We start from the raw sequence: 25387 nt of genomic DNA, 5'->3' as shown, positions 1-25387 counted from the left end.
TGCTTGTCATTCGCCGGCGGCATGCCTAAGTGCCGCCGCAGTTCAGACAGTCGTACTTGGAGTCATCGCTTTGAAATTCGACGACAGTATCAGTGGGCTACTCATTATCTGCTTCGGCAGCATGGTCATTTTTTTTGCTCAACAGTTACCGACACTGCAGTTTATCGATTATGGGCCGGGCTTCTTTCCTACCTTGATCGGTATTGTGCTTGTTATATGTGGGTTGTCTGTACTGGCGAAGCGGATTGTTTCCAGCCAAGGCAAGATAGCTACTTGGGTGCGCATCGATAGTGATCAGGATGTATGGAAATCGCTATTAACCATTGGCTTTGTGATTGCCGTTATTCTTTTTTATATCTTTACCGTCAAAATTCTGGGTTTTTTGGTAACGATGCCGCTGGTGCTTTTTTCATTATTGTTTTATTTCCACCGCCGTCTTGGTCGAGATCTGGGCATTGCTGTTATTGGTAGCATCGCCTTCCATAGCTTTTTTTATCAGTTAATGTCGGTGCAGTTGCCTTGGGGCCTGTTAACACCATTCGCGGGGACTCTGACATGGTAATGAATGCTCTAGCGTTATTGTTCACGCCCACAACACTTGGTGTCATGCTCGCGTGCGCTCTTTATGGGCTCGTGATTGGTGCTATTCCCGGGTTTTCCGCTGCGATGGCGGTCGCCCTAATGGTTCCCGTCAGTTACTTCTTGGATCCTGTGCCCGCGCTAGCAGGCGTTGTCACTCTCTGCGCTATGGGTATTTTTTCGGGAGATATTCCCGGCGCACTGTTACGTATTCCTGGAACACCAGCTTCCGCAGCTTATGTTGATGAATCCTACAGAATGACTCAGAAGGGGCAGGCAGGGCTCGCTCTGGGAACAGGCTTAGTATGCTCGTCAATAGGTGGGATATTCGGCAGCATCGTATTGATTTTTGCAGCGCCCTCATTAGGGAATTTAGCCCTGCAGTTTAGCTCAGTTGAGTATTTCTGGTTGGCTTGCATGGGTCTGACCGCAGCGATTGCCGTCTCTCAGGGCTCAACCGCTAAGGGAGTTGTTTCCTTAAGCCTTGGTTTGTTGATTGCAATGGTAGGCCTTGACCCGGTATCTGGACAGCCTCGTTTCGCCTTCGGCACGGAATATCTCTCCGGCGGGCTAGGCTTTATACCGGTGCTCATCGGTTTATTTGCCTTATCAGAAGTCTTTCGATTTGCGCTGTCGCCAAAGGGCGATGAGCTTGCACCGGTAGGCAAGTTAGATGATGTTTTTCGGGGAGTGCTGTCTGAGATTAAGCGCATGGGGTTTCAGATACTGCAGGGTTGCGGCATTGGGACTCTGGTCGGCGCTATTCCGGGGGCTGGAGCTGACATTGCCTCTTATATCGCTTATGCCAGCACGAAGAAACAATCCCGTCACCCGGAAAAATTCGGCACTGGAATCGTCGATGGCATAGCATCAGCCAGTGCTGCCAATAATGCGTCGATTGGTGGAGCTCTCGTCCCGGCCACAGTGTTTGGTATTCCTGGTGACAGCCTGACAGCTGTGATTATAGGCGTCCTTTATATGAAAGGGCTTAACCCAGGGCCTACCGTTTTTCTGACGCAAGGTGATCTTATCACCGCAGTATTTCTTGCCTTCTTACTCGCCAATATTCTGATTGTACCGTTTGGCTATCTTGCGATCCGTATTTTCAGGCACATTCTAGCCGTGCCGCGAACGATTTTAATGCCCTTAATCATCGCGGCTTGCATTATCGGTGCGTTCGCGGTGGAGAATACGGTGTTTGCCGTCGTGACAATGCTGTGCGCCGGTATACTTGGCTTTTTCATGGAAGAAAATGGTTTTCCGCTTGCGCCAGCGATTCTCGGCGTCGTATTGGCTCCCATCGTTGAAGAGAATTTTCTTAATACATTGGTAAAATCAAATGGCGATATGCTGGTCTTCTTCAGTCGTCCTATCGCCTTGGCTCTAGCAGTAATCACTATCGCTATCTGGGTGGTTCCTCCCTTGCTAGCGCTTCTACGTCGCAATAAAGGCAGAGTTAAATCAACATGAACGGATCTTACGGTTCTACTATATCAACGCTTTTCTCGCGTGCAGAGGAGGCCTATACGATCATCGAAGAGATGATCGTTACATTGACCCTAGTACCGGGAGAGATTCTGACGGAGCAGGCACTCTGCGAGCGGCTCGATATGGGTCGAACACCCATTCGGGAAGCGCTATTAAGACTTAAGCAAGACTATTTGCTTAGCGTTCTGCCCAGGCAGGGGATTTTTATCCAGCCGATTGATACGACGACAGCTCTTGAGGCTTTAGACGTTCGCCAGCATGTTGAAGGGTTGCTTATCAGGCGCGCGAGCCAACTGGCTAGCGATAGCCAACGGCAAGAGTTCCTGCGTATGGCCGATCAGGCCGAAAAGGCCTTAAAAAGTGCCGATAACGTAGCTTTCTCACAGATTGATAAGCGTTTTAACGAACGAGTGTGTGAAGCAGCCAGGCACGCTGTTGCTGCTAAGACCATCATGCCACTGCATGCAGTATCACGCCGAATTGGCTTTTTCTTGTCACAGTTCGCGGATTTGGGCCTAGCTGACACGGGGCTGCCCCACGTGGAAATCATGCGGGCAATCGCTGAGGCCGATGCGGATACGGCACTAACCTCGCTAGGCGTGCTGCACCGGCGTACGCGCGAGCAGACTCTTGCTATCGAACGAGAAGGGTTACTTGATCGAGCTAACAAGTGATCGAATCATTGTTGCTGCCGGTGCCCGTTAATGCTTATTCAGAAGGATGAAACTGTATATATGCCCCGATCTAATATAATCCTAGTAGGTGCTTATTCTCCCCAACAGCGTGAACGGCTAGAAACTCGTTTTACCACGTGCTCTGTTGATACTCCGCAGCAGTTGATGAGGCTCGCTAGCGACGAGCGGAAGGCCTGTGCAGCAGTTGCCTGTCATGGTCACTCACCTTTTGGTGCTGCTGAAATGGATGCGCTTCCCAGCTTGCGTCTGATTGCCAACTTTGGTGTGGGTTACGACGATATCGATATCGACGCGGCTACGAGCCGCGGTATCACGGTGACTAATACGCCCAACGTGCTAAATGATGATGTCGCTGATTTGGCCGTCGGAATGTATTTGGCCCTCAAGCGTCGCCTTATTGCTGGTGATCGCTGGGTGCGCAGCGGAGACTGGGCGCGTATTGGCTCATTTCCGCTGAATGCACATACCAGCGGTCTGCGTGTTGGCATATTAGGAATGGGGCGGATAGGTAAGGAAATTGCTGACCGCATGGTAGCGTTCAAAACCACCGTGCATTACCAATCACGTCAGGCCAAACAAGTACCTTCTGATTGGGTTTATCATGCCGATGCCATCGATCTAGCACGCTCGGTGGATGTTCTGTTTGTAACGATAGTGGGTGGAGATGAAACTCGCCATTTCGTATCGGCTGAGGTACTCAGTGCATTACCTAGCGATGCCGTTGTGATCAATGTTTCCAGAGGCACGGTGATTGATGAGGATGCGCTAATTCAGCGTCTGCAAGGCGGATTTTTAGCGGGCGCTGCGCTTGATGTCTTTGCAACTGAGCCGCATGTAGATCCGCGGTTGTGCGATCAAGAAAATGTCTTGCTTCAGCCCCATCAAGGTTCGGGTACTATTAATACGCGCGAATCCATGGGGGACTTGCAGTACGCCAATATTCTTGCCTTCACAGAAGGTAATGAGCTAATAACGCCTGTTAATTGATATGCAAAATTGCGCTAATTACCTACCAACGGTAATAACAACAGCAGCACAACAACGGAGCATTCGCTCGAGCGTGGGCTAGTCATAGGATGCAGGAGGCGCCTGTTTTTGTGTCGAATAGCCTGCTATTTACAGCAATCCAGATTGTTATATAAAACGTGCTAAAAGCAAAACGGGATTACAGGCTAATTCCACTGATGGTTGCTCCATATAGTCAACGTGATACTTTCCTGACGCCGACAATGCTTGAAAGCGATACGGCGAGGATGGAAAGCAGAATCAGCGCCAGCGCAGGGATAAGCACCGTCCAGGGCCCACGCTCGATATAGGGCATGCCTTCGGCCAGTATTAGCCCCCACTCAGGTGACGGCGGGCGTGGGCCAAGGCCCAGAAAGCCCAATGCCGCAAGGGCGAGCGCCACTCCTGGTAAGCGCAGCATGGCATGGCGAAACACCGGGCCAAGTACTGCTGGCAACACATAACGGCTCATCAAGCGAAAATGGCCGACGCCTAAAATAGGCGTAATCCGCACGTGGGGTTGGGCTTTGACTTCGGCAACCAGCGCTGCCGTATGGGCCGCCAGCGGTGCCCAGGCAACCGCTGTTACGGCAATAATGGCGCCGCTGGCGCTAGGCCCTGCCAGCCCCGCCACGATAAGCCCCGCAATCGTGGGCGGAGTAGCCTTGGTGATTTCAATCGGACCGGTTGCAAGCCTTGGCGCCAAGCCCATGAGAAGCCCGAGCACCAGCGACAAGCAGACAACGGCAACGGCCATCCCCATGGTGGAAAGCGCCCCGTGAGCAACGCGTGCCAGAATATCCCGTCCCGTTCCGTCCGCGCCTAGTGGCAGTGCCCAGCTTGGCGGCTCAAGACGCATAAACAATGAGCTAAACGGGTCACGTGTCATCCCTGCAACCACCAGCACACATAGCAGGGCGATGGCCACCGAGGGTACTACCCATGCCCCTCGCTGGGCATGTCGCTCGCTATGCGCCACCGGCAGTGCGCCCAGCCGAAACGCACGCCCTAGCAGCAGCGCGCGGCCAATGTTGGCCAAGCTGCCCAGCACAATCGCAATCACCAGTAGAATAAGAATCCCGGTTTGAAGCGCAGGCATGTCCTGCGCCGCTGCTGCTCCCAGCGTTGCCCGACCAAGCCCTGGAATAGAAAACACCTGCTCGACGGCAATCGCACCACCGGTTAAGCCTACCATCACCATGCCCACCTGAGGCATAAGGCTAGGTAGGGTTCGTCGCAGTGTTGCCAAGGTAATCCGGCTGCGTGAAAAACCCGCCACGCTCCAGGTGGCCACCCAGCGCTCGGTAAACGTCGTCGCCAGGCCATCGCTAAACAGCCGACCCAGCAAGCCGCCTGCCGGTAAGCCTAGCGCCAAGGCAGGCAGTACGGCATAGCTTAAACCGCGCCAGCCGTAAGGTGGCAGCCAGTTGAGCCAGGCGGCAAAAATGACCAGCAGTATGGACGCGAGCAAAAACTCAGGCAGAGCTGTCAGCGTTGCGCCAACCGCGCCGGATGAGCGGCTGACCCGGCCGTTAAGGCCGCGACGAACCACCGGCACGCAAATAAGAGTGGCCGTGATAACTGCTACCAGCATGCCAAACGCCATTAACGTGACCGATACCTGCGCGCTTTTTAACATGCCCGGCAGTACGGGCGCGCCAGATATCCAGGAGTTGCCCGCATCGCCACGCATTAACCCTATCAGCCAGCTTTGCAGCTGTTCAAGCGGGCCAAGCTCAAGGCCAAGCTGGGCACGAATGGCTGCCAAAGCTTCGGGCGTTGCCTCTTGTTCGGCAGAACGCGCTCGCAGAATACTCAGCGCCGGGTCCCGTCCTGATAGCCACGGCAGCAGCCCGACCAGAACCACCACGCCCGCCAATGTTACCAGGCGCGAGATCAGCGGGATAAAGGGTTCAATGCGCAGGCGGCGCCACAAGCGCAACGGTATCGCGGTCGTCATTCGTGATGTGCCCTTAGGACTCGCTATCGTTGTTGAACATGGTTTTTTCGGTGATCAGCATACGCTCGCGCGGATCGCGTTCGGCATTGGCAACGCGTGCCGATTCGCCCTGAATAACGCGCTCATGCAGCATGGGAATCGCCGCATCGGTACGCAAAATGGCCGTTTCTGCATCGATAATCGCTTGGCGTCGTGCTTCGCCAGTGGGCAGAACGGCAGCGGTGGCTAGCGCCTCATCTACGGCTGGGTCGCACAGTTGGGCGATATTAAAAGAGCCCGCACAGGCGAAGTCGCTAAACATGTAGGCCACCGGATCGCCGGAGTCGAGTACCGTCGCCCGAGAGAGAATAAACGCATCGAATTCACCCGCCAGTGCGTCTGCTTCGATATGCGCGTACTCACGCACTTCCTGGCGAACGTTAAAGCCGGCGCGGGTTAGCTGCTGTTCCAGCAGAACGGCGACTTCGGGAAGCTCTGCGCGGTCGGTAAAGGTGGCTAGGGTAATCTCGGTACCGTTCGGCGCGGTGGGCGCTGTAAGATCCTCTATCGGCGTGCGAATACCGCTCGCCCAGGCAAGCGCCGGGCCTAGCAAGCCCTCGGCAATATCGGCACGGCCTTCATAGACGGTGTTTACAATCGACGGGCGATCAATCGCTTCACGTATCGCCGCGCGCAGAGCCGGGTCAGCCAGCGGACCAGACTGAGTGTTGAGATAGAGCGTATTGGTACGCGGCATAGGCACTTCATGAACACGCTCAGGGTCGAGAAGAGCGGCCTGCGATACCGGGATAGCTTCAACCACATCCGCCACGCCGGTTCTTAATGACGCTGCCCGCGCGGTACCATCGGGTACGTAGTCGGCATCAATACCGGCCGCTGCCGCAGGCTCGCCCCAGTAACCCTCAAAGCGGTCAAGCTTGGCGCTGGTGGTACCGTTGATCTCTTTCAAAACGAACGGGCCAGTGCCTGCTTCGATAGGATTGACCCGGCCATCATCCCCGTAGGCTTTGGCGGCTAAAATCGCCAGCTGTGGGCTGGAAAGCCGGTTAGGAATCAGCGGATCGTCTTCTTCTGTGTGCACAATCACCGCGTTATCGCCATCGGTTTCGATGGTCATAGTGACCCCGTCTAGAATGCGCGGCTTCGGGGTTGCCTGAGTGGCTGCGGTGAGCGAATTCACCACGGCATTGGCTGTTAGCGCTGTGCCATCGTGAAACGCTACGCCGTCGCGAATGAGAAACCGCCAGGTTTTCGGGTCAAGTTGTTGCCACTCGGTGGCCAGAAATGGCTGGGGGTCGCTGTTGGCATCCAGGCGAATGAGGGTTTCTGCATTGCTCCAGCGCGACAGCTTAAACGCATCGTCGGATAGCGGCGTTAACCCCGAGCGGGGTGGCTGAAGCATGGCCACATTAATACGCGGGCCAACATCCGATGAGATGGTGTCGCGCTGTTCTTCAAAACAACCGGCAAGCAGTAAAGGAGCAGCCAGGGCAAAGGGTAGGGAAAGACGAAGCGGGCGGCGTAACATTGAAAACTCTCCTAAGTAAAGTGACTAACAGGCAAGCGATTGCCCAAACGCGCTAGGTCAATGCCTAAGCGCTGTGCCGGGCGAATGGGGTTAAAAAGTGTCTGGCGGTTTACCTCGCACGTTTATAAGAGTGCTTCTACCTCAGCGGCGTTGCAGTCTGGATAAGCACAGGTAGGCAGTTGGGAGACGGCATTAATCAAGTCCCGCGTGACCGGATGGTGAGGGTTACGCCATAGCTCAGCGGTGGGGCGGTCTTCAACAATGCTGCCGTCATCCATCACCAGCGTGCGCTGGCACAGCTTGGCAACGACTGATAAGTCATGCGACACCATCAACAGTCCAGTGCCGTTCTCATCGCAAAGCTGTTTGAGTACGTTGATAACCTGGGTGCGAACCGGCAGGTCGAGGCCGCTGAGCGGCTCATCGGCCAATAAAAAGCGCGGGCGAGTAGCAATGGCGCGGGCAATCGCTACTCGCTGAGCCTGACCACCAGACAACTCATGAGGCTTGCGATCCAGAAAATGCGCATCCAGACCAACCTGCTCTAACGCTTCGCAAGCGCGTTCAACCGGATCGCAATCAACCTTGAGTCTAATCAGCGGCTCGGCGACCAAGGCGCGAACGCTCATCCGCGGGTCAAGCGAGGAAGCCGGGTCCTGAGGGATATATTGAACCGCTTGACGGTACCACCTGAGCTTGGCCGTAGAGGCGGGGCGTACAGCTTTCTGCTGACAGGTAACCGAGCCGGTATCGGGGGCTTCAATTGCTAAAAGTGAGCGCAATAACGTGGTTTTACCCGAGCCGGATAGGCCCACCAATCCCACGCGTTCGCCGGGATACAGCGCCAGGTCGATATCGCTCATTACCTGCTTGCGCTCGCCTGCCCGCCAGAACACCTCGCGAGGCAGTGAAACGCTCTTATTGAGCCCACGTGCCGAGAGGAAAGCAGTTTTTTCGCTCACTACCGCGAGGTCATTTAAAACGACTCGGCCATTAAAAAGGGTTGCGCGCTGCATCTAGGCACTCTTTAAGTAGTCAACGGGCATTAGCTCGGCCGCATTCGTTAGTTCGGTCGGATATACGCTGTGGGCGGCGGCTACCAGTTGCTGAGTGAAACGATGCTGAGGAGCTGTAATCAGAGTGTCCAGCGCGCCGCTTTCGATCATGACACCACGCTCAATAATTACGGCTCGCTTGCAAAGCTGCGCTGCAGCGTGAAGGTCGTGGGTAATAAATAGCAGCGCGCTATGTGCGGTGTCCGTATGTTCACGTAACGCCCGCAGTACCTGGGCCTGGGTGACCACATCTAGCGCGGTGGTGGGCTCATCGGCGACCATCAGCGAGGTTTTACAGGCCATCGCCAGCGCAATGCAGACACGCTGGCGCTGGCCGCCGGAAAGCTCAGCTGGGGTGCGCTTGATCAACCGCTGAGGGTCATCCAAGCCCATGGCCCCCAGCAGGGCCACGGCGGCTTGATCGGCAGCTTTGCGCGATAGGCCATGATGGCGCGAAAACGGCTCACGTAACTGAGAGCCTACCGAGACCAAGGGGTTGAGCGCCGAGAGCGAGTCCTGAAATACCATCGACACCCGAGTATCTTTTCGACGCCGCGCGGCGGGCGTTTGAATAACCTCACGGCCCTGAATGCGGATGCTGCCCTGCACCTGGGCGTTGGGAGGTAAGAGACCCAGCACCGCTTTAGCAGTGAACGATTTACCCGACCCGGATGCGCCTAGCAGGCAAACACGCTCGCCAGGTAATACGTCAAACGAGAGGCCATCAACCACCGGGTGTCGGCCAATTTGAATGCGCAGGTCACGCACGGATAAAACAGGATCGCTGCACATTGATAACATCTCTAGTAAAGCGGCTAAGCTATTAGTGATTGTTATGGTATATCATTTCTTGTTGCTGCGGCAATATTAGTCTCAATACAAAAAATTATAGGGCAGTGCCAAATGGACCGTAAGAAGACATAAAAAAAGCGCTGAAAAATCAGCGCTTAATCGTTATTAGTCGGCTGTTTGCCGTCTATCTATAGGCAGTTATTTTGTGGCGGTAGCGAAACCTTCGTCACCCGTACCAAATTTCTCTGCTGGCTCATCAACCGCAAACGTGGTGCGGCTTAAGCGACGAACACGTTTCATAAATAGCGCAATGCAGAGCAATGTTCCTAACGCCGCCACAAAGTAGCTGGTATTTAGCGGCAGGCCAAAGCCAATCGGCGCGTAGGCTAGGTAGGTGAAGGTCGCCATGGTCATAAAGGTGGCTGGAATCGACGTGATCAAATGGGGCTTACGCGACAGCACTAAGTACATGGTGCCTACCCACAGGGCAATAACCGCGGTGGTTTGGTTCGCCCAGGAGAAGTAGCGCCATAGCAGCGTGAAGTCCATATGCGTTAGTGCATAGGAGACAACAAACAGCGGTAGAGCCACCAGAATGCGCTTAATCATCGGCTTTTGATCGACTTTAACGTAGTCGGCGATAATCATCCGCGCGCTGCGGAAAGCGGTGTCACCAGAGGTGATCGGCAGCACGATAACGCCGAGTATGGCCAGCGTACCGCCTACAGCGCCGAGCATGGTGGTAGAAACTTCGCTAACGACAGCGGCAGGGCCACCGGCGGCAAGTACGTCGGACAGCGTTTGGTCGCCGTAGAACAGGCTCATAGCGGCGGCGGCCCAAATCATCGCGATCACGCCTTCAGTGATCATCATGCCGTAGAAAATTTTGCGTCCATTCGTTTCGTTTTGCGTGGTGCGCGAAATGATCGGTGTTTGAGTAGCATGAAAGCCGGAAAGTGCACCACAGGAGATCGTTAAAAACAGCAGCGGGAAGATAGGAGCTGCTTCAGGATGCATGTTCTCGAAAGATAGCTCAGGAATGGGCGCGCCGGTGACAATCAAGCCAATGCCGATACCGGCCGCACTGAACAGCAGTAGCGCACCAAAGTAAGGATAAATACGGCCGATGACTTTATCGATCGGCAGCAGTGTCGCGATTAAGTAGTAAATAAAGATGGCGACGATAATCAGCGTCATCGACAGTGAGGTCATATTCGCCAGCAGCGCAGCGGGAGAGGTGACAAAGACCGTGCCGACCAGCAGCAGTAGCAAAATGGCAAAAGCATTAACGACGTGCTTCATCGCTTTGCCGAGAAATTTGCCCGCTAGCTGTGGTAAATGAGCACCGTGGTTACGAATTGAGATCATGCCGGTTAGATAATCGTGCACGGCACCGGCAAAGATGCAGCCGACCACAATCCATACAAAGGCAACCGGGCCGTAAAGCGCGCCAAGAATCGGTCCAAAAATCGGCCCTACGCCGGCAATGTTTAATAGCTGAATGAGTGAGTTACGCGTGGTATTCATCGGCACGTAGTCGATGTCATCGCGCATGGTGAAGGCTGGTGTGCGTCGTTTGCGGTCGGTCACGAACACGCGCTCAACGAACTTCCCGTAGGTAAAGTAGCCTGCAATTAGCAGCAGGATCGATACAATAAAGGTGATCATCTAAGGTACCTAGAGCAGTTAGAGGGATTAGCCGGAGTCGGCAAGACGCTTACTAGCACGCTGGCACACCAGCAGGTGCGTTTAAACCGGGATGAATGTACAGATAAGGCCCGTAGATCACAGCTAGACTTTAGTTGGTGATTTTCGATAAACCGTCAATAAAACGGGCAGCCAGTGGCTGCCCGTTTTTGATGCCGAAGTGAACGCTTGTCTTAAGACTCAACGACACCGCAGGCCATGCGAGCGCCGCCACCACCCAGGTGGGGCTCATCCTTATAGGTATCGCCGCCTGCGTGGATCATTATGCTACGGCCCGGCATATCTTCCATGCTCAGGCGTGGTGCCAGCACGGGGAGGTTGGCTTCGCCGTCCTCATTGACCGTTAGCACCGGTAGATCACCCAAATGGCCTTCGCCGTAGGGGCCTAGGTGAGTATCCGTTTCTTCCGGATCATAGTGGCCGCCGGCGGCTTGCGCTGCGGTCATTTCGCCGTCGTCATTCTCGGCAGGATCGCAGCTGGCGTTCTGGTGAACGTGGAAACCGTAAACACCGGGCTCCATATCCGTGAGTGACGGGGTTAGCAATAAACCGTGCTCGGTGCTTTCGAGTGAAACGGTGCCAATCGACTCTTCAACACCGTCAACGCTGACTTTATGCATCTCAACGTCAAGCGTTTCGTTAGCCTGCGCCGCTGTACTTGCGAGCAGTAATGAGGCGGCAATGCCGGTAAGCGAAGCTATATAGCGCATAGTAATTTCTCCTTCCTAATCCATGGAAACGCTGTGACAGCGTTGCCCATTTAAGGTAGCTGCCACACCACCACTATGCCAACGAACGATGTAAAGCGCTACTCAGGGCCGTTACCTGATGTCTGCCAGGCGATGGCTCAGCCTGTGCTCAGCTAGCCAGCCATGCCACAGAAGAGCGTCTCATCAGGGACTCTTTATTGATCATTTATGTAGTCATATAACATAACGATAAATAGCTAAAAGGTTTATCGTATCGAGCGGATGACATCTCGCTGCCAAGCCGCGACAATGGCGTCCTATTTTTATAAGCAGTTTTTATAAACAGTTTGTGTAAATAGTTTGTGTAAATAGTTCTTAGATAACCGTTCTAGACCGTTTTTGTCGCTAGCTTTTACCGGGGAGCGTTATGACGCCACTCACTATCCTCTATCAGGATGAGTATCTCGTTGCGGTGCATAAGCCATCGGGGCTTTTAGTGCATCGCTCGGCGCTAGCGCGTGGCGAAACAGAGTTCCTGCTTCAGCGGTTGCGCGACCAGCTTGGCAAGCGGGTGTATCCCGTTCATCGGTTGGATCGGCCTACCTCAGGCGTCATCGTATTTGCGCTTTCATCAGCAGTGGCGGGGCTGCTCAGCGAGGCCTTTAGCGAGCGCCAAGTCGAGAAACGCTACCTCGCCGTGGTACGTGGCAATGCCCCTGAAAGCGAGCGTTTAGACTATCCACTGCGTGAAGAGGACGGCACGCGGCCTAAGGCGGAAATGCCCGCAATGCCCGCGATGACTGATATTCGCCGCCTGGATAGTGTCGAACTGCCTGTTCAGGTCGACCGCTATTCGGTGGCGCGTTACTCGCTGGTGGAGGCGAGGCCGCTGACCGGACGTCGCCATCAGATTCGCCGCCATCTTTCTCGGCGAGGCTATCCCATTATTGGCGATGCCAAACATGGCAAAAGTGTCCACAATCGTTTTTTTGCCGAGCAGCTGGGCGCACCACGTTTACTGCTAGCCGCCACTTATTTAGCCTTCGATCATCCGATGTTGGATAAACGCGTACAGTTAAGTTGCGCCGTGGACGACACCATGGTCGCGCTGTTTAATCATCTTGGCTGGGCCGGACACTTACCGCTGGATAGTGTGCGTACGCCACCTCACACACCGCTTTCCGCCCTCCAAGCGCTATGAGTGATCCCGCTATGTTCTCCGCGATTTCAGCTACCAACCTGCCAGCCTCTGCCGATTACGACGCTCGCTTTGGCGGGATTCGTCGTCTTTACGGCCAGCGCGCTGTTGACGTGTTTCGTCATGCTCACGTGGTGGTGGTGGGTGTCGGCGGGGTGGGCAGCTGGGCCGTTGAGGCGCTGGCGCGCTCCGGGATTGGCAAGCTTACGTTGATCGACCTAGACGATGTGTGTGTTTCCAACGTTAACCGCCAACTCCACGCGCTGGATGGCACCATTGGCCAACCCAAGGTAGACGTGCTGGCAAGCCGGTGCCGTCTGATTGCGCCTGAGATCGAGATCGTTGCCGACAGCGCTTTTGTAACGCCCACCAATCTCGCCGAGCGTATCCCGGATGACGCCGACCATGTGGTAGATGCCATCGACAGCGTGATCGCCAAGGCCGCGCTCATCGCCTGGTGCAAGCGCCGCAAGATTCCGATTACCGTGACCGGCGCCGCCGGCGGGCAAACCGACCCAACGCGCATTCAGGTCGCTGACCTTACCCGCACCGAGCACGACCCGCTGTTATCTAAAGTGCGTTCACGACTGCGCCGTGACTACGGTTTCTCCCGCAATCCCAAGCGGCGCTTCTCGGTAGAGTGTGTCTACTCCGACGAGCAATTGGTGTATCCCAGCGGTGACGGTGAGGTATGCCTGCAAAAGCCCGGCAGTGGTGAAGCGACGCGATTAGATTGCGCGTCAGGCTTTGGCGCCGCCACCTTTTTGACCGGCACCTTTGGCTTTGTCGCCGCCTCAAAAGTGCTCGAACGCCTCGCTAAAAAAGCCCATGCCGCCCATAAGGAATTACCATGACCGCTCCCGTTCCCGGCATCTATCGCCATTACAAAGGCAGCCTTTACGAAGTCATCGGCACCGGCCAGCATAGCGAAAGCGAAGAGTGGCAGGTGGTTTACCGCGCCCTTTACGGCGACTACGGCCTGTGGGTGCGCCCGCTTGAGATGTTCACTGAAACCGTCACTAAAGAAGGCCGCACGCAGCCACGCTTCGCGCTGGAAAAAGCGTTTTAGTCTGCGTGAGTTCAATTCTCTAAGTCCGCTATTTTGTCGCCGCCACCTGACGTCAGGTAGGCGGCATTTTTATACGTGCTATTGCTTATATTCCATAATTAGATATGTTTATAACGAATATTTTTGCGCGGACGCTAGGTTTCACCGCGCAGTGGTACACGCATTTAGGAGGCAAGCATGAAGACCTTTGCACTTTCTCAAAGCACAGGTGCAGGCACACCCGATGTGGCGGGGTTTTTTGATTCCCGTACTTTTAGCGTTCAATACATCGTGAGCGATCCGGCCACCCGGCAGTGCGCGATTATTGACCCGGTGTTGGATTTTGATGAGAAATCTGGCGCGACAGCGACTTTCTGTGCTGACGCGTTATTAGCCTATATAGAAGAGCAGCAGCTCACGGTCACATGGATTTTAGATACTCACCCTCACGCCGACCACTTTTCTGCCGCGCAGTATTTAAGACACAAAACCGGCGCGCCGACGGCCATTGGTCAGCACATTACCAGCGTGCAGGCGTTGTGGAAGGACATCTATCACTGGCCTGAAATGCCTACCGATGGCCGCCAGTGGGACACGCTGTTTGCCGCAGGCGACACGTTTCACATTGGCGAGCTAAGCGCCCAAGTACTGCATTCTCCGGGCCATACGCTGGCATCGATTACTTACGTGATTGGCGACACTGCGTTTGTTCACGACACCCTGTTTCAGCCTGATTTCGGTACCGCGCGGGCTGACTTTCCTGGCGGCGATGCAAAGTCGTTGTGGGACTCTATCCAGCAAATTCTTGCACTGCCCAGTAAAACGCGCCTTTTCACCGGCCACGATTATATGCCGGGCGAGCGCGACCCTGAATGGGAAAGCAGTGTCGCGGAGCAGCGCGCTCATAACCCACACGTAGTGGGCAAAAGCGCCGACGACTACATTGCTCTGCGTCATAAGCGCGATAGTGAACTGCCAATGCCCAAGCTTATTCTTCACGCGCTGCAGGTGAATACGCTGGGTGGCCGTTTGCCGGAGCCTGAGGCCAACGGCAAGCGCTATCTTAAAATCCCCTTGGATGCCCTAGATGGCGTGAATTGGGGCTAGCGTCAGCGCAACTGCATGGGTACTTATTATTTTTAGGGTCGTGTCTTTCGTTGGTGAAAGCGTCTTGAACCCGGTAGCGTGTTACCCCAAGACGTCACCCCACTTTAGGAAGATGCATGACTTCAACTTCTCCGCAACAAACGCTGAAAGCCGTATTTGGGTTTGACGACTTTCGGGGCGGCCAGCAGGCGGTGGTGTCACGCGTACTGGAGGGGCACTCTACCGCGGCGATTTTCGCCACCGGTGCGGGCAAGTCGCTTTGCTATCAGCTGCCGGCGCTGCACTTGCCGCACTTAACCCTGGTGGTATCGCCGCTGCTGGCGCTCATGCAGGATCAGCTGGCGTTTCTAACGCGCCACGGCGTGGCAGCGGCCAGCATTGATTCCACTCAAGACCGCGAGACTGCGCGCGATATAATGGAGCGCGCTAAATGCGGTGAGTTAAAAATCCTCATGATCTCGGTAGAGCGGCTTAAAAATGAGCGCTTTCGGCACTTTTTGCGCCAGGTTCAGATCTCGCTGTTAGTGGTTGATGAAGCCCACTGCCTGTCTGAGTGGGGGCATAATTTTCGGCCGGACTACCTTAAGCTGCCGGATTATCAGCGCGACTTTGCTATTCCCCAGGTGCTGCTGCTGACCGCTACCGCAACACCTGTGGTGATTGCCGATATGCGCGATAAGTTCGCCATCGCGCCAGACAACGTCATTACTACCGGCTTTTATCGCCCTAATCTTGAGCTTCTGGTAGCGCCCGCCCTGCAAGACCGCGAGCAGCAGTTGATTAGCTGGCTGAAGCCACAGATGCAGCCGGGCAGCGAGGCGCCGACGATCATTTACGTCACTCTTCAACAGACTGCCGAGCGCGTGGCGAAAGCGCTGGCGGCCCAGGGCATCGCGGCGCAGGCCTATCATGCGGGGCTGGATTCACAGCGTCGCGATGAGATTCAGCGCCAGTTTATGGGCGGCGAATCGCCCTGTATCGTCGCCACGATTGCTTTTGGTATGGGGATCGATAAGGGCAATATTCGCAACGTGGTGCACTTTGACTTACCCAAATCGATTGAAAATTATAGCCAAGAAATTGGCCGGGCTGGCCGCGACGGCCAGCCCTCCACCTGCCTGACCATGGCCGGGCGCGATGGCCTGCAGGTACTAGAAAACTTCGTTTACGGTGATACCCCTGAATATGCCGGTATCTACCGTTTGCTGGAAGAGATTGTGGCGGCTGGAAGCTCGCCAGACCGTCAGTGGGAAGTGCTGCTTAATACGCTTTCTCGTGATGCCAATATCCGCTTATTACCGCTGAAAACGCTGCTGGTGCGGCTAGAAATGCACGGCATTATTGCGCCGCGCTTTGCCTTCTTAGCTGACTATCGGCTTCGCTACCACAGTGAGCCGGGTGCTCTGGCTAGCCGTTTTGAAGGCGAACGCGCGGCTTTTGTGCGGCTTATCATCGACAATGTTCCTGTGGCGCGGACATGGGGCACGGTCGATTTTGAACGCCTGCACAGCGCAGGGCAGGCGCAGCAGATTGACGCCTCGCGCGCCCGGGTCATTACGGCCCTTGAGTACTTCCAGGACAAAGGTTGGCTGTCGCTGGAAGGCAAGCGAATGACCGACGTGTATGAGATTTGCCAGCCAGAGATCGCGATTGAAGCATTGGCCCGCCAGCTGTATGACGAATGCCTAACGCGAGAACGCACGGAGATTGAGCGGCTGCATTCAATGCTGGCGCTATTTGAATCGCAAAGCTGCTTAACCCGGCGGCTGGCGCAGCATTTTGGAGATAGCACCTTTGGCGATAGCTCTCTTGAAGACAGCACCTTTACTGGGCAGGATCGCTGCGGGCACTGTTCGGTGTGCTACGGCAACCCTGTGCGCCTACCGGACTCATCGCCGCAGCCGGCGCTGTCGGATAACGACTTCACACGCTACGCCGTGCCCTTCATTGAGCGACACGCCGAACAGTTCGGCCAACCGCCAAATGCACAGCGGCTGGCGCATTTTTTGTGCGGGCTAACCATGCCGATTTTTACACCGCTCAAAGCACGAAGTCTTAACGGCTTCGCGGTCTTTGAGCAGCGTGGTTATCCTGATGTGCGTCAGTGGGCAGAGCAGAGGCTGGGCGGGCGGCTAGGGCATGGCCTCTAGGGCAAGACGGCCGAGCTTAGCTTTAAGCGCAGCAATTCAGCGGCACTTTTACCCGCCACTGCACCCAGCACCACCGCACTAAGCAGCCCATTGCCGGAAAGGTAGCCGCTGTCGTTTGAACCTGAAACACCGCGAGCGGCACCGCCGGCGGCGAATAGGTTGGGAAGCGCTTGGCCTTGGGTATTGAGCACCCGTGCGGTGGAATTGACTTCTAACCCTCCTTGAGTATGAAACAGCGCCCCGGTGACGCGGATGGCGTAGTAGGGTGGCTTGAGCAAGTGGGTAGGCTCAAAGCGGCGGCCAAACCTATCAGAGCTTTGCTGTTTCGCCAGTTGGTGCATGTCAGCAAACGTCGCTTGGAGCGCATTGAGGGGCAGCTTGAGATCTTCTGCTAGCTCTTCCAGGCTTGCAAAGCGTCTGACCGCGCCGCTTTCAAGCGCGTTGCGATAGTCCTCGAAGGCCTGGGCAGATTCGTCAATGCGCGCATCAAACAGGTTCCAGGCTATTTTCTCGGGCTGCGCCAAGACCTTGGCGGCCTGTTCGGAGTAGCCGCCGTGCTCATTGGAGAAGCGCTCTCCGTTTATATTAACCTGGATACCACCCTGCATCATGAGTGCCCAGCTAATCAAAATCTGATGGGGCGTTGCCAGCGATCCATGCCCTTGGCAAGCGCCTAGGTCTTTGGTGCTGGCGCTCATCGCCTGGCCCCACAGCAGTGCATCGCCCTGGTTGCCTTCATGGCCGTAGTAAAGTGCATTCTTGAGCGTCGGGAGGTAGCGCTCCACGAGCTCCACATTCCCACCATAGCCATTGCAGGCCAAAATTAACGCGTCGCAGCCGATGCTTTCACGACTGCCGTCCGGGCGTTCTAACGTTATGCCGCGCACCCGTTGAGTGCTATCAACGTGCAGATCGACCACGCGTGCCTGGGTAACAATATCAATGCCCGCCGCCTCGCTGGCGTTGAGCAGCGCGCCCATCAGCTCTTCGCCTGTGCGCCGTGGCGTGGCGTGCATGCGCAGCTGGCTATGGCCTGGGTAGAGAAAACCGTCCACCAGCTCGAACGGTATATGGTGCTGGTCGGCGAGCCACTCGATGGTGGGGCCGGATTGGTGGGCGAGCAGCTCGACAATGGCAGGGTCTGCTTCGAAGCCATTCTTCTTCTGAATATCCTCCGCCATCACGTCGGGCGAGTCACTTACCCCGAGTGCGTGCTGAAAGTGCGTATCAGCAGCGGGAATAAAGCCTGATGACATCGCGGTGCTGCCACGTGGGAGCGGGTCGCGCTCCAATACCATCAGCTCCACGCCCGCCTCTTGCGCCGCCAGCGCTGCGACTAGGCCGCAGGCGCCTGCGCCAATAATGACCAGCGGCAGGTGGGCGTCAAACGTATCGTGGGCGTAAGGAAGGATCGCCATCAGCGGGTTGCTCCCTTTGCGTGGCATTGAGCGGCGTTAAACGCATCGAGAATGTCGCCCGCCGGTGCTTGCCACACCGCTGAATGCCCGCTGATATGGGCCAGCACTTCTTCTAAACAGGCAATGCGGTGGGGTTGGCCAACAAGCCAAGGATGAAGATTGAGGGCAAATAAGCGCCCACCCTGCTGCTGAGATTCTTCCAGCAGAAAGTCAAACGCATCTTTGACCTGCGTCACCCAGGCATCTTCTGAGTGCAGGTTCTGGCTCATCACAAACTGGTCTTCGATTTCGGTGGCCAGCGGCATCATGGTCACGCTGCCCGCGCTGTTATGGCCAGGCTGTTGGTGACAAACATAGGGCATATCGTCGTTGACCCAGTCGGCGCAGTACTCAATGCCGTTTTCGGCCAGCAGGTCGAGCGTGTTGAAGCTCTGGTGCTTGGCAGGGCTCAGCCAGCCGCGTACAGGTTGGCCGGTCACACGCTGCAGCGTCTCAACCGAGCGCTTGACCAGCTCGGCCTCTTCTTCAATCGGTAAGCCGCCGTAGTGCAGATGATCCATGTTCCAGCCGTGGGCAATAAATTCACCGCCGTGCTCTTTTAGACGCTGCACTAAATAGGGCGTCTGCTCGGCCAACTGCGCATTCATCGCAAAAGTCGGTGTGATGTTGTGCGCTGCCAGCGCCTTGAGAACGCGATAGATCCCCACGCGGTTGCCGTAATCGCGCAGTGAAAAATGGCGTAGGTCCGGGTAGGGCATGGTCATGCCGTTGGGGACTTTGAACGGTTTGCCGCGCTGATTTAACGGGTAGAACTGCAGTGAAATGTTGATCCACACCGCAAGGGTTTTGCCCTCGGGCCAAGTGACCGGCGCGCGGTCGCTCAGCATCGACCACGCATAGTGCTCGTGGTCGTAGCCGTGGCGGCGCAGAGGGTAGTCGAGATAGTCGTTGTTAAGCGCCATAGCGTTACCCCTGTTTGCGTGCGGTGGCGGCCTGGGCCTTCATGCTGTCGAGGGCGGCGTCGTAATAATTGGCTAGATAGTAATCGGCAATCTCGCGCCCGGTGGCAACCCACACATCCGGGTGGCCGGTGATGTATTCAAGCGCCTCTTCAAACGCCTTGATTCGGTGCGGGCAGCTCACTTGGTAGTTGTGGGTGGGAATGCACATCACCGTGCCGGACTCCGCGCCCTCGGCGTACAAGCGATCAAAGTGGCGCTTGAGCATGGTGGCATACTGGCGCGGCTCTACTTTATTCACCGCATAGACGATGGTGTCGTTCATCTCCAGCGAGTAGGGCATGGAGATAAACCGCTTGCCGGAGCGAACGCTGACCGGCGTCGGCTGGTCGTCGTGAAACAAGTCGCAGGTGTAAATCCCACCTTTGTCGCCGAAGAGCTCTTCGCCCACTTCGGCAAACAGGTCCAGGGTGCGTTCCGAGTGGGAGAGTGCCGGTGCCAGATACCCTGCGCAGGCCTGGCCGGTATGGCGATGAATCGTTTCCATACTGTCGCGGATCATTGCCCGCTCTTGGTCTTCGCTGAGGCCGTAGGTGTAGCGGGTGTTGTAAATGCCGTGGCTGAAGAACTCCCAGTCACGCTCTTTGCACATCTGGATAATTTCAGGATGGTGCTCACATAGCGCCACGGAAAGTGACACCGAGCCGCGAATGCCGTATTTCTCAAGCAGCGCCATTTGGCGCTGATGGCCCACCCGGTTGCCGTAATCGCGAATGCTGTAGCCAGGCACCGATGGATGCGGGTGCGGCCAAGGATTACGCTGCGGATTCAGTGGCGGATCAAGCTCGTAATATTCAATATTAGGGGCTACCCAGAAGGCCACCTTGGCGCCTCCCGGCCACTCGATTTTGGGTCGCTGGTCGTAGGCCCAGTAATCGTAAACGCCTAATGACTCTTTCATAACCGGCTCCTCTTATTGCTCATTACCTTCCAGCCACGCTAATACCTCAGCGACGGGCAGTACGTCGGCATATTTAAGGTGCAGGTCGGTCAGGTTGGCGTAGTGGTAGCTTTCGTGTTTATCGGATACGCACTCCATTGGCACGATGGTGCGATAGCCCCGCGATAAGCTTTCCACCGCTGTGGCACGAATACAGCCAGAGGTGGATCCGCCGGTGATAATCACGGTATCAACTTGATGCCACACTAGCAGTGACTGCAGCGGCGTTTCGAAAAAGGCCGACGGCATGCGTTTGGTGTAGATCACGTCGCGGCTGCGGTCGATCTCGCAGCGCTCGTCAAACTCGGCGCGCTCAGAATCGTATTTGATATTCTGCAGCGAATCCGGCGTGTCGGTACGTGTGCCCCACACGCCCGCATCGTCAGCAGAATCCAAAAACGCGACGTGGGTCCAGACCACCGGCCAACCCCTTGCCCGGAAGCCGTTGGCAAGCTGGTTAGTGTATTCCAGCTGCTTGGGGTCGGTTTCGTAAGCGGTTTTGAACAGGTCCGTGCGTGTGTAGGCTTTTTGCGGATCGACGTTCACCAGTACCGCTTTGTTACCAAAGCCAAACGGTACTCGCTGTGGGTTGGCCATGACGTCGTTAAAAATTTCTTTCGCCGTTTTGTCGGTGGTCTGCATCGTCGTTTCCTGTTAATTATTAGCGTTTAGCGATTATCGTATTGCTGGCCAAGTTCGAGCATCGCCTCGGTGCCTAAATAATCGTTAAGCTGTTTGAAATCCAGCATTTGGTCGCGAAAGGCGTCGGTAGTGCCATCCTGCTTAAGCGTGGCGAAGAAGCGGCTAGCCATGTGTGTAATTGCCCGGACTAATGCGCCAGGGAAAATCACCAGCGAAAAGCCGAGTGCTTCGAGTGCCTGGGCGTTCTGCAGCGGCGTATCCCCGCCTTCCACCATATTGGCCATAATCGGCACTTTGCCTTTGAACCGCGCCATGATCTTGCTGATGTCTTCATCGCTGCGGATGCCTTCGATAAATAGCATATCGACGCCCGCTTCATAATAGGCCTGAGCGCGCTCAATGGCGCTGTCGGTACCCTCTACGCCCAGCGCATCGGTACGCCCGATGATCAGCGTTTTATCGCTTTCACGGGCATCTAGCGCTGCATGCAATTTGCCGACCATTTCGCTTTTGGAGACCAGCGTTTTACCGCGCAAGTGGCCACAGCGTTTCGGGTACGTTTGATCCTCAAGCTGAATGGCATTGGCGCCCGAGCGCTCCAACAAGCGCACGCTGCGCATCACATTCATAGCGTTGCCAAAGCCGGTATCACAATCGACCACTACCGAAAGATTGGTCCGTTCGCGGATATGCGACATCGCCGCGCAAATTTCGGTAATGCTGAGCAGGCCAATATCCGGGCGTCCCAGCTGGGTATAGGCCAGGCTGGCGCCAGAGAGATAAACGCTCTCGAAGCCTGCCTGCTCGGCGAGAGACGCGCCGAGCGCATCAAACACGCCAGGGGCGACCACAATCGGGGTATCTTGCAGCTGCTGTTTAAGCTTAGCTGGTTGGCGTGAAGCTTGTTGTGGAGCCTGACTTGAAGAGCTGGGTTGGCGTGTCATAGCGGTCTCGTGGTTGTTGGATAAGCGTCAGCTCGGCCTATTTAAGATCACATGGCTAGCGATACTTACGGTCGCAGATTCTGTAATAATAGCGTTCAAACGACCGAAAAGGTGTTACTGATCATCTTTTGATATGTATTATATGTAATACACTTTTATGTCTATTATTATCCCTGCGTCAAGCCTAATATGATTTTTTTGAACAATATACTGAGGAGAGGCGTGGATGAGTGAGACACAACCCTCTGCGGTGGGCGGCACTAAATCACACCGAATTTACTTGCTGTTGAAAGACACAATTTTGAGCGGTCGGCTGTCAGCGGGCAGTAAGTTGCCGGGTGAAAACAAGCTGGCCGAGCAGCATGGCGTTTCGCGGGTAACCGTGCGGCGAGCGATGGAGGCGCTGCAGGCGATGGGATTAGTCGAGCGTAAGGCAGGGGTGGGTACGGTGGTGTTGGAGCAGCCGCTGGATGCCACGGTGATGACCGCCAGCGTGTCTAACCTGATGCCCAACATGGTCAAGATGAGCCAGGCCTCCCAAGTGCGGCTGCTGGAGTTTGCCTATGTGCTGCCGCCTGAGGCGGTGCGTGAACGCCTGGGTATGGCGCAGAGCGGCAAAGTACAGCGCTCGGTACGTGTACGCATGGTTGACGGCAAGCCGTTTTCGCACCTGGTGACCCATGTGCCAGAAGCTATTGCCCTGCACTACAACGAAATGGACTTAGCCCATACGCCGCTGTTTGTGCTGTTAGAGCGCAGCGGTGTGAAGGTTGATCACGCTTCCCAGTCTATTTCCGCGACGCTGGCCAGCCACGAAGTCGCAGAGGCGCTGGACGTAGCCGTGGGCTCGCCGCTGATCGCGCTCACCCGCGTGGTTTACGATGAGCAGGGGCAGGGTGTGGAGCACTTGGATGCGCTGTATCGTCCAGATCGCTATCGCTTCCAGATTGATCTAGAGCGTAACGGTGACGATAACTCTCGCTACTGGGAGCCAAAGGTGGGTGGGATGCCAACGGGCGGAAAAGATGAGTAAAGAAGCGGTTTAATTTTAATGTATTAAAATTAATACAGATTTAAAATTGTAAAAAATACATTTGACCAGTGTTATTGAATTGCGCTAGTTGTATTGGGGTGGTTAAGATAAGTCCAACGAAGGCCGAGGCAACGAGCGACGATAATGAGTACCCCAACAACGCTGTTTGACAAAGTTTGGCGCGCCCACGAGGTGCACTGCAGTGAAAGCGGTCAAAGCCTGCTGTGGATCGACCGCCACTTTGTTCATGAGGGCTCCTTTCACGCCTTCAATAAGCTCGCTGAGCGCCAGCTACCCGTTGCGCGGCCCGATTTAACCTTTGGTATTGCGGATCACTATGTGCCAACGCTGGCTCGCGATCTGGCCGGGGTTGCCGATCCCAAAGTGCGCTCAATGATTGAGCAGCTGTCTCACAATACTCAGCAGCATGGGGTGACGCTGTTCGGCCTGGACGACCCGCGCCAGGGGATTGTGCACGTGCTGGGCCCCGAGCAAGGGCTTACCCAGCCGGGCATGGTGATGGTCTGCGGTGACAGCCACACCGCCACCCATGGCGCCTTTGGCAGCATCGCGTTTGGCATTGGTGCCTCGGAAGTGGCCCATGTACTGGCGACGCAAACCCTGTGGCAAAGTAAGCCCAAGGTGATGCGGATTACCGTTGAAGGTCAATTAGCAGAGGGCATCACCGCCAAAGATATCGCGCTGACCTGGATTGCGCGCCTGGGCGCTGACGGCGCCCGCGGCTATGCCATTGAGTACGCGGGCGAAGCGATCCGCTCGCTTTCAATGGAAGCGCGTCTGACGCTGTGCAACCTTTCCATTGAGGGCGGTGGCCGCTGCGGCATGATTGCTCCGGACCAAACGACATTCGACTATCTGCGCGATCGTCCGTGGAGCCCACAAGGCGACACTTTCGACCAGGCCTGCGCTTATTGGTCAACGCTTTATAGCGACTCAGATGCTCACTTTGATCTTGAAGTAACGCTACACGCCGATGACATCGCACCGACCGTCACCTGGGGCGTTTCGCCCGAAGAGGCGCTGCCAATTGATCACTCGGTGCCGGATCCTGAGCAGCTTAGCGACCCGGCAAAAGCACGCCAAGCTCGCGAAAGCTTAGCCTACATGGGGTTAACGCCAGGGCAAAAGCTGACTGATATCACGATTGACCGAATCTTTATTGGCTCATGCACCAATGCGCGTATTGAAGACCTGCGCGCAGCGGCGGCGGTTCTCGCCGGCCATAAAAGCCTCGTGCCGGGCATGGTGTCGCCGGGCTCAACGCTAGTCAAAATCCAGGCTGAAGCTGAAGGGTTAGACCGAATTTTTATCGATGCAGGGCTTGAGTGGCGCCATTCGGGCTGTTCCATGTGCGTGGGTATGAACGGTGATTTGGTGGCCAGCGGTGAGCGCTGTGCCTCGACGACCAACCGTAACTTTAAAGGTCGCCAGGGGCCTGGCGCGCGCACGCACTTGATGTCGCCTGCGATGGTGGCGGCGGCGGCCGTCAGTGGGCGGCTAGCCGATATACGTGCGCTGCCTGCTGGCACTGGTTCAAACGTTCAGGCTTCAGGAGCGTATTAATGCAACCGATTACCGTATTAGACACCCTTGGTGTTGCCCTGGCTGCCGCTAACGTGGATACCGATCAACTGATTCCTGCGCGCTTTATGAAAGAGCCGCGCAGCGTCGGCTATGGGCAGTTTTTGCTTTATGACATTCGTCACGATGAACGCGATAACCCCGACCCTGAATTTATTTTACATCGCCCTCACGCCGGTGATGCCCAGGTGATGGTGAGCCGCCGTAACTTCGGTGCGGGCTCGTCCCGGGAGGCCGCAGTGTATGCCCTGGTGGATTACGGATTCCGCTGCGTAATAGCGCCGAGCTTTGGCGATATCTTTTCATCCAACGCCGTTAATAATGGCTTGCTGCCCGCCGTTGTGGAAGAAGATGACGCCGAGCGCCTGTTATCAGCGTTGGGCGATACAACAGCCGCCATCAACGTCGACCTGGAGAAACAGATCATCCGCGTTGCCGAGGTAGAGGTTAGTTTTTCAATTAGCCCCGTGTGGCGGATCAAGTTGCTCAATGGGTGGGATGATATTGATATGACCCGCCAGCATGCAGAAGCCATTACGCAATTTTCGAGCGATTACGTTAAGCAGTTTCCGTGGGTAATCGCGACGCCGCCGAGCGCATCACTGATTAGTAAAGGATAGGGTTAGTAAAAGATAGCGGCTCAAGCCGGCATCTTAGCCATCGTTAAATCGGCCATATCTATAAAAACAGCACGCACGCTTGCACCAACGGTTCATGAGCACGGTTTTATAAACACGGTTTTATAAACATAGTTTTATGAACATAGGTTTATGAACATAGGTTTATGA

Annotated in this window: 23 protein-coding genes; 12 read left to right on the top strand and 11 right to left on the bottom strand. The window is 55.6% G+C overall.

Going from position 1 to position 25387, the window contains the following annotated elements; genetic code table 11:
• Positions 1-70 precede the first annotated feature (70 nt).
• From CIK78_RS17250 to CIK78_RS17235, 4 genes are read left to right on the top strand one after another with little or no spacing between them, the layout of a single operon-like run.
• The gene (locus tag CIK78_RS17250; RefSeq protein ID WP_096282132.1) at positions 71-562 is read left to right on the top strand and encodes a tripartite tricarboxylate transporter TctB family protein; all 492 of its coding nucleotides are present in this window, start codon (positions 71-73) and stop codon (positions 560-562) included.
• Positions 556-2049, top strand: coding sequence for a tripartite tricarboxylate transporter permease (locus tag CIK78_RS17245; RefSeq protein ID WP_096282131.1), 1494 nt, complete (start codon positions 556-558; stop codon positions 2047-2049). The genes CIK78_RS17250 and CIK78_RS17245 overlap by 7 nt, the downstream gene beginning before the upstream one ends.
• Positions 2046-2741 (top strand): GntR family transcriptional regulator, encoded by a 696-nt coding sequence (locus CIK78_RS17240; RefSeq protein WP_096282130.1) that lies wholly within the window; start codon positions 2046-2048, stop codon positions 2739-2741. Before CIK78_RS17245 ends, CIK78_RS17240 begins: the two co-directional genes overlap by 4 nt.
• Before the next feature lie 60 nt (positions 2742-2801).
• Positions 2802-3749, top strand: coding sequence for a 2-hydroxyacid dehydrogenase (locus CIK78_RS17235; protein ID WP_096282436.1), 948 nt, complete (start codon positions 2802-2804; stop codon positions 3747-3749).
• A 214-nt stretch (positions 3750-3963) separates the two neighbouring features.
• On the opposite strand, the gene CIK78_RS17230 is transcribed toward CIK78_RS17235, so the two are convergent.
• The 6 genes from CIK78_RS17230 to sodC form a co-directional block, all read right to left on the bottom strand.
• Complete coding sequence (locus CIK78_RS17230; RefSeq protein WP_096282129.1) at positions 3964-5727, bottom strand: ABC transporter permease subunit; 1764 nt, start codon at positions 5725-5727, stop codon at positions 3964-3966.
• 13 nt (positions 5728-5740) lie between these two features.
• Complete coding sequence (locus tag CIK78_RS17225; protein ID WP_096282128.1) at positions 5741-7255, bottom strand: ABC transporter substrate-binding protein; 1515 nt, start codon at positions 7253-7255, stop codon at positions 5741-5743.
• Between the two features lie 122 nt (positions 7256-7377).
• Complete coding sequence (locus tag CIK78_RS17220) at positions 7378-8271, bottom strand: ABC transporter ATP-binding protein (protein ID WP_096282127.1); 894 nt, start codon at positions 8269-8271, stop codon at positions 7378-7380.
• Positions 8272-9102 carry an ABC transporter ATP-binding protein gene (locus tag CIK78_RS17215; protein WP_096282126.1) on the bottom strand — a complete coding sequence of 277 codons (831 nt, stop codon included), beginning with the start codon at positions 9100-9102 and terminating at the stop codon, positions 8272-8274. It lies immediately after the preceding gene.
• Between the two features lie 198 nt (positions 9103-9300).
• Positions 9301-10770, bottom strand: coding sequence for a carbon starvation protein A (locus tag CIK78_RS17210; RefSeq protein WP_096282125.1), 1470 nt, complete (start codon positions 10768-10770; stop codon positions 9301-9303).
• Positions 10771-10982: 212 nt separating this feature from the next.
• A complete protein-coding gene (gene sodC / locus CIK78_RS17205) occupies positions 10983-11519 on the bottom strand; it encodes a superoxide dismutase family protein (protein ID WP_096282124.1) in 537 nt (178 codons plus the stop codon).
• Positions 11520-11925: 406 nt separating this feature from the next.
• Between sodC and CIK78_RS17200 the strand changes: the two genes are divergently transcribed.
• The 5 genes from CIK78_RS17200 to CIK78_RS17180 all read left to right on the top strand — a co-directional run bounded on the left by CIK78_RS17200 (position 11926) and on the right by CIK78_RS17180 (position 17001).
• Entirely contained in the window at positions 11926-12699 is a 774-nt protein-coding gene (locus tag CIK78_RS17200; protein ID WP_096282123.1) for a pseudouridine synthase, read from the top strand.
• Between the two features lie 11 nt (positions 12700-12710).
• Positions 12711-13550, top strand: coding sequence for a tRNA cyclic N6-threonylcarbamoyladenosine(37) synthase TcdA (gene tcdA, locus CIK78_RS17195; protein WP_096282122.1), 840 nt, complete (start codon positions 12711-12713; stop codon positions 13548-13550).
• Entirely contained in the window at positions 13547-13765 is a 219-nt protein-coding gene (locus CIK78_RS17190; RefSeq protein WP_096282121.1) for a DUF1653 domain-containing protein, read from the top strand. Before tcdA ends, CIK78_RS17190 begins: the two co-directional genes overlap by 4 nt.
• A gap of 177 nt (positions 13766-13942) precedes the next feature.
• Positions 13943-14851 (top strand): MBL fold metallo-hydrolase, encoded by a 909-nt coding sequence (locus tag CIK78_RS17185; protein ID WP_096282120.1) that lies wholly within the window; start codon positions 13943-13945, stop codon positions 14849-14851.
• Between the two features lie 116 nt (positions 14852-14967).
• Entirely contained in the window at positions 14968-17001 is a 2034-nt protein-coding gene (locus tag CIK78_RS17180; protein WP_096282119.1) for a RecQ family ATP-dependent DNA helicase, read from the top strand.
• Here CIK78_RS17180 and CIK78_RS17175 read toward each other — a convergent pair.
• Genes CIK78_RS17175 through CIK78_RS17155 form a run of 5 tightly spaced genes read right to left on the bottom strand, consistent with a single transcriptional unit; the run spans position 16998 to position 21964 of the window.
• On the bottom strand, positions 16998-18419 hold the full coding sequence (locus CIK78_RS17175) for an FAD-dependent oxidoreductase (protein ID WP_096282118.1): 1422 nt from the start codon (positions 18417-18419) through the stop codon (positions 16998-17000). The genes CIK78_RS17180 and CIK78_RS17175 overlap by 4 nt on opposite strands.
• On the bottom strand, positions 18419-19381 hold the full coding sequence (locus tag CIK78_RS17170) for a polysaccharide deacetylase family protein (protein WP_096282117.1): 963 nt from the start codon (positions 19379-19381) through the stop codon (positions 18419-18421). The genes CIK78_RS17175 and CIK78_RS17170 overlap by 1 nt, the downstream gene beginning before the upstream one ends.
• 4 nt (positions 19382-19385) lie before the next feature.
• A complete protein-coding gene (locus CIK78_RS17165) occupies positions 19386-20339 on the bottom strand; it encodes a polysaccharide deacetylase family protein (RefSeq protein WP_096282116.1) in 954 nt (317 codons plus the stop codon).
• Positions 20340-20351: 12 nt separating this feature from the next.
• Positions 20352-21020, bottom strand: coding sequence for an isochorismatase family protein (locus CIK78_RS17160; RefSeq protein WP_096282115.1), 669 nt, complete (start codon positions 21018-21020; stop codon positions 20352-20354).
• A 26-nt stretch (positions 21021-21046) separates the two neighbouring features.
• The gene (locus tag CIK78_RS17155; RefSeq protein WP_096282114.1) at positions 21047-21964 is read right to left on the bottom strand and encodes an oxaloacetate decarboxylase; all 918 of its coding nucleotides are present in this window, start codon (positions 21962-21964) and stop codon (positions 21047-21049) included.
• 226 nt (positions 21965-22190) lie between these two features.
• Here CIK78_RS17155 and CIK78_RS17150 point away from each other — a divergent pair, with 226 nt between their 5' ends.
• The 3 genes from CIK78_RS17150 to leuD all read left to right on the top strand — a co-directional run bounded on the left by CIK78_RS17150 (position 22191) and on the right by leuD (position 25219).
• On the top strand, positions 22191-22997 hold the full coding sequence (locus CIK78_RS17150) for a GntR family transcriptional regulator (RefSeq protein ID WP_096282113.1): 807 nt from the start codon (positions 22191-22193) through the stop codon (positions 22995-22997).
• Positions 22998-23141: 144 nt separating this feature from the next.
• The gene (gene leuC / locus CIK78_RS17145; RefSeq protein ID WP_096282112.1) at positions 23142-24581 is read left to right on the top strand and encodes a 3-isopropylmalate dehydratase large subunit; all 1440 of its coding nucleotides are present in this window, start codon (positions 23142-23144) and stop codon (positions 24579-24581) included.
• The gene (leuD, locus tag CIK78_RS17140; protein ID WP_096282111.1) at positions 24581-25219 is read left to right on the top strand and encodes a 3-isopropylmalate dehydratase small subunit; all 639 of its coding nucleotides are present in this window, start codon (positions 24581-24583) and stop codon (positions 25217-25219) included. Before leuC ends, leuD begins: the two co-directional genes overlap by 1 nt.
• The last annotated feature ends 168 nt before the right edge of the window (positions 25220-25387 follow it).

Source organism: Halomonas sp. JB37, from assembly GCF_002332255.1.
Taxonomy (GTDB): domain Bacteria; phylum Pseudomonadota; class Gammaproteobacteria; order Pseudomonadales; family Halomonadaceae; genus Vreelandella; species Vreelandella casei.
Note: the sequence above shows the minus strand (reverse complement) of the source record. Positions and strands in the feature narration are given on the sequence as shown.

What these genes read in the sequence shown, in the direction of transcription:
- CIK78_RS17245 (WP_096282131.1), top strand. Translation starts at nt 556, where the DNA reads ATGGTAATGAATGCTCTAGCGTTATTGTTCACGCCCACAACACTTGGT.
- CIK78_RS17240 (WP_096282130.1), top strand. Translation starts at nt 2,046, where the DNA reads ATGAACGGATCTTACGGTTCTACTATATCAACGCTTTTCTCGCGTGCA.
- CIK78_RS17235 (WP_096282436.1), top strand. Translation starts at nt 2,802, where the DNA reads ATGCCCCGATCTAATATAATCCTAGTAGGTGCTTATTCTCCCCAACAG.
- CIK78_RS17230 (WP_096282129.1), bottom strand. Translation starts at nt 5,727, where the DNA reads ATGACGACCGCGATACCGTTGCGCTTGTGGCGCCGCCTGCGCATTGAA.
- CIK78_RS17225 (WP_096282128.1), bottom strand. Translation starts at nt 7,255, where the DNA reads ATGTTACGCCGCCCGCTTCGTCTTTCCCTACCCTTTGCCCTGGCTGCT.
- CIK78_RS17220 (WP_096282127.1), bottom strand. Translation starts at nt 8,271, where the DNA reads ATGCAGCGCGCAACCCTTTTTAATGGCCGAGTCGTTTTAAATGACCTC.
- CIK78_RS17215 (WP_096282126.1), bottom strand. Translation starts at nt 9,102, where the DNA reads ATGTGCAGCGATCCTGTTTTATCCGTGCGTGACCTGCGCATTCAAATT.
- CIK78_RS17210 (WP_096282125.1), bottom strand. Translation starts at nt 10,770, where the DNA reads ATGATCACCTTTATTGTATCGATCCTGCTGCTAATTGCAGGCTACTTT.
- sodC (WP_096282124.1), bottom strand. Translation starts at nt 11,519, where the DNA reads ATGCGCTATATAGCTTCGCTTACCGGCATTGCCGCCTCATTACTGCTC.
- CIK78_RS17200 (WP_096282123.1), top strand. Translation starts at nt 11,926, where the DNA reads ATGACGCCACTCACTATCCTCTATCAGGATGAGTATCTCGTTGCGGTG.
- tcdA (WP_096282122.1), top strand. Translation starts at nt 12,711, where the DNA reads ATGTTCTCCGCGATTTCAGCTACCAACCTGCCAGCCTCTGCCGATTAC.
- CIK78_RS17190 (WP_096282121.1), top strand. Translation starts at nt 13,547, where the DNA reads ATGACCGCTCCCGTTCCCGGCATCTATCGCCATTACAAAGGCAGCCTT.
- CIK78_RS17185 (WP_096282120.1), top strand. Translation starts at nt 13,943, where the DNA reads ATGAAGACCTTTGCACTTTCTCAAAGCACAGGTGCAGGCACACCCGAT.
- CIK78_RS17180 (WP_096282119.1), top strand. Translation starts at nt 14,968, where the DNA reads ATGACTTCAACTTCTCCGCAACAAACGCTGAAAGCCGTATTTGGGTTT.
- CIK78_RS17175 (WP_096282118.1), bottom strand. Translation starts at nt 18,419, where the DNA reads ATGGCGATCCTTCCTTACGCCCACGATACGTTTGACGCCCACCTGCCG.
- CIK78_RS17170 (WP_096282117.1), bottom strand. Translation starts at nt 19,381, where the DNA reads ATGGCGCTTAACAACGACTATCTCGACTACCCTCTGCGCCGCCACGGC.
- CIK78_RS17165 (WP_096282116.1), bottom strand. Translation starts at nt 20,339, where the DNA reads ATGAAAGAGTCATTAGGCGTTTACGATTACTGGGCCTACGACCAGCGA.
- CIK78_RS17160 (WP_096282115.1), bottom strand. Translation starts at nt 21,020, where the DNA reads ATGCAGACCACCGACAAAACGGCGAAAGAAATTTTTAACGACGTCATG.
- CIK78_RS17155 (WP_096282114.1), bottom strand. Translation starts at nt 21,964, where the DNA reads ATGACACGCCAACCCAGCTCTTCAAGTCAGGCTCCACAACAAGCTTCA.
- CIK78_RS17150 (WP_096282113.1), top strand. Translation starts at nt 22,191, where the DNA reads ATGAGTGAGACACAACCCTCTGCGGTGGGCGGCACTAAATCACACCGA.
- leuC (WP_096282112.1), top strand. Translation starts at nt 23,142, where the DNA reads ATGAGTACCCCAACAACGCTGTTTGACAAAGTTTGGCGCGCCCACGAG.
- leuD (WP_096282111.1), top strand. Translation starts at nt 24,581, where the DNA reads ATGCAACCGATTACCGTATTAGACACCCTTGGTGTTGCCCTGGCTGCC.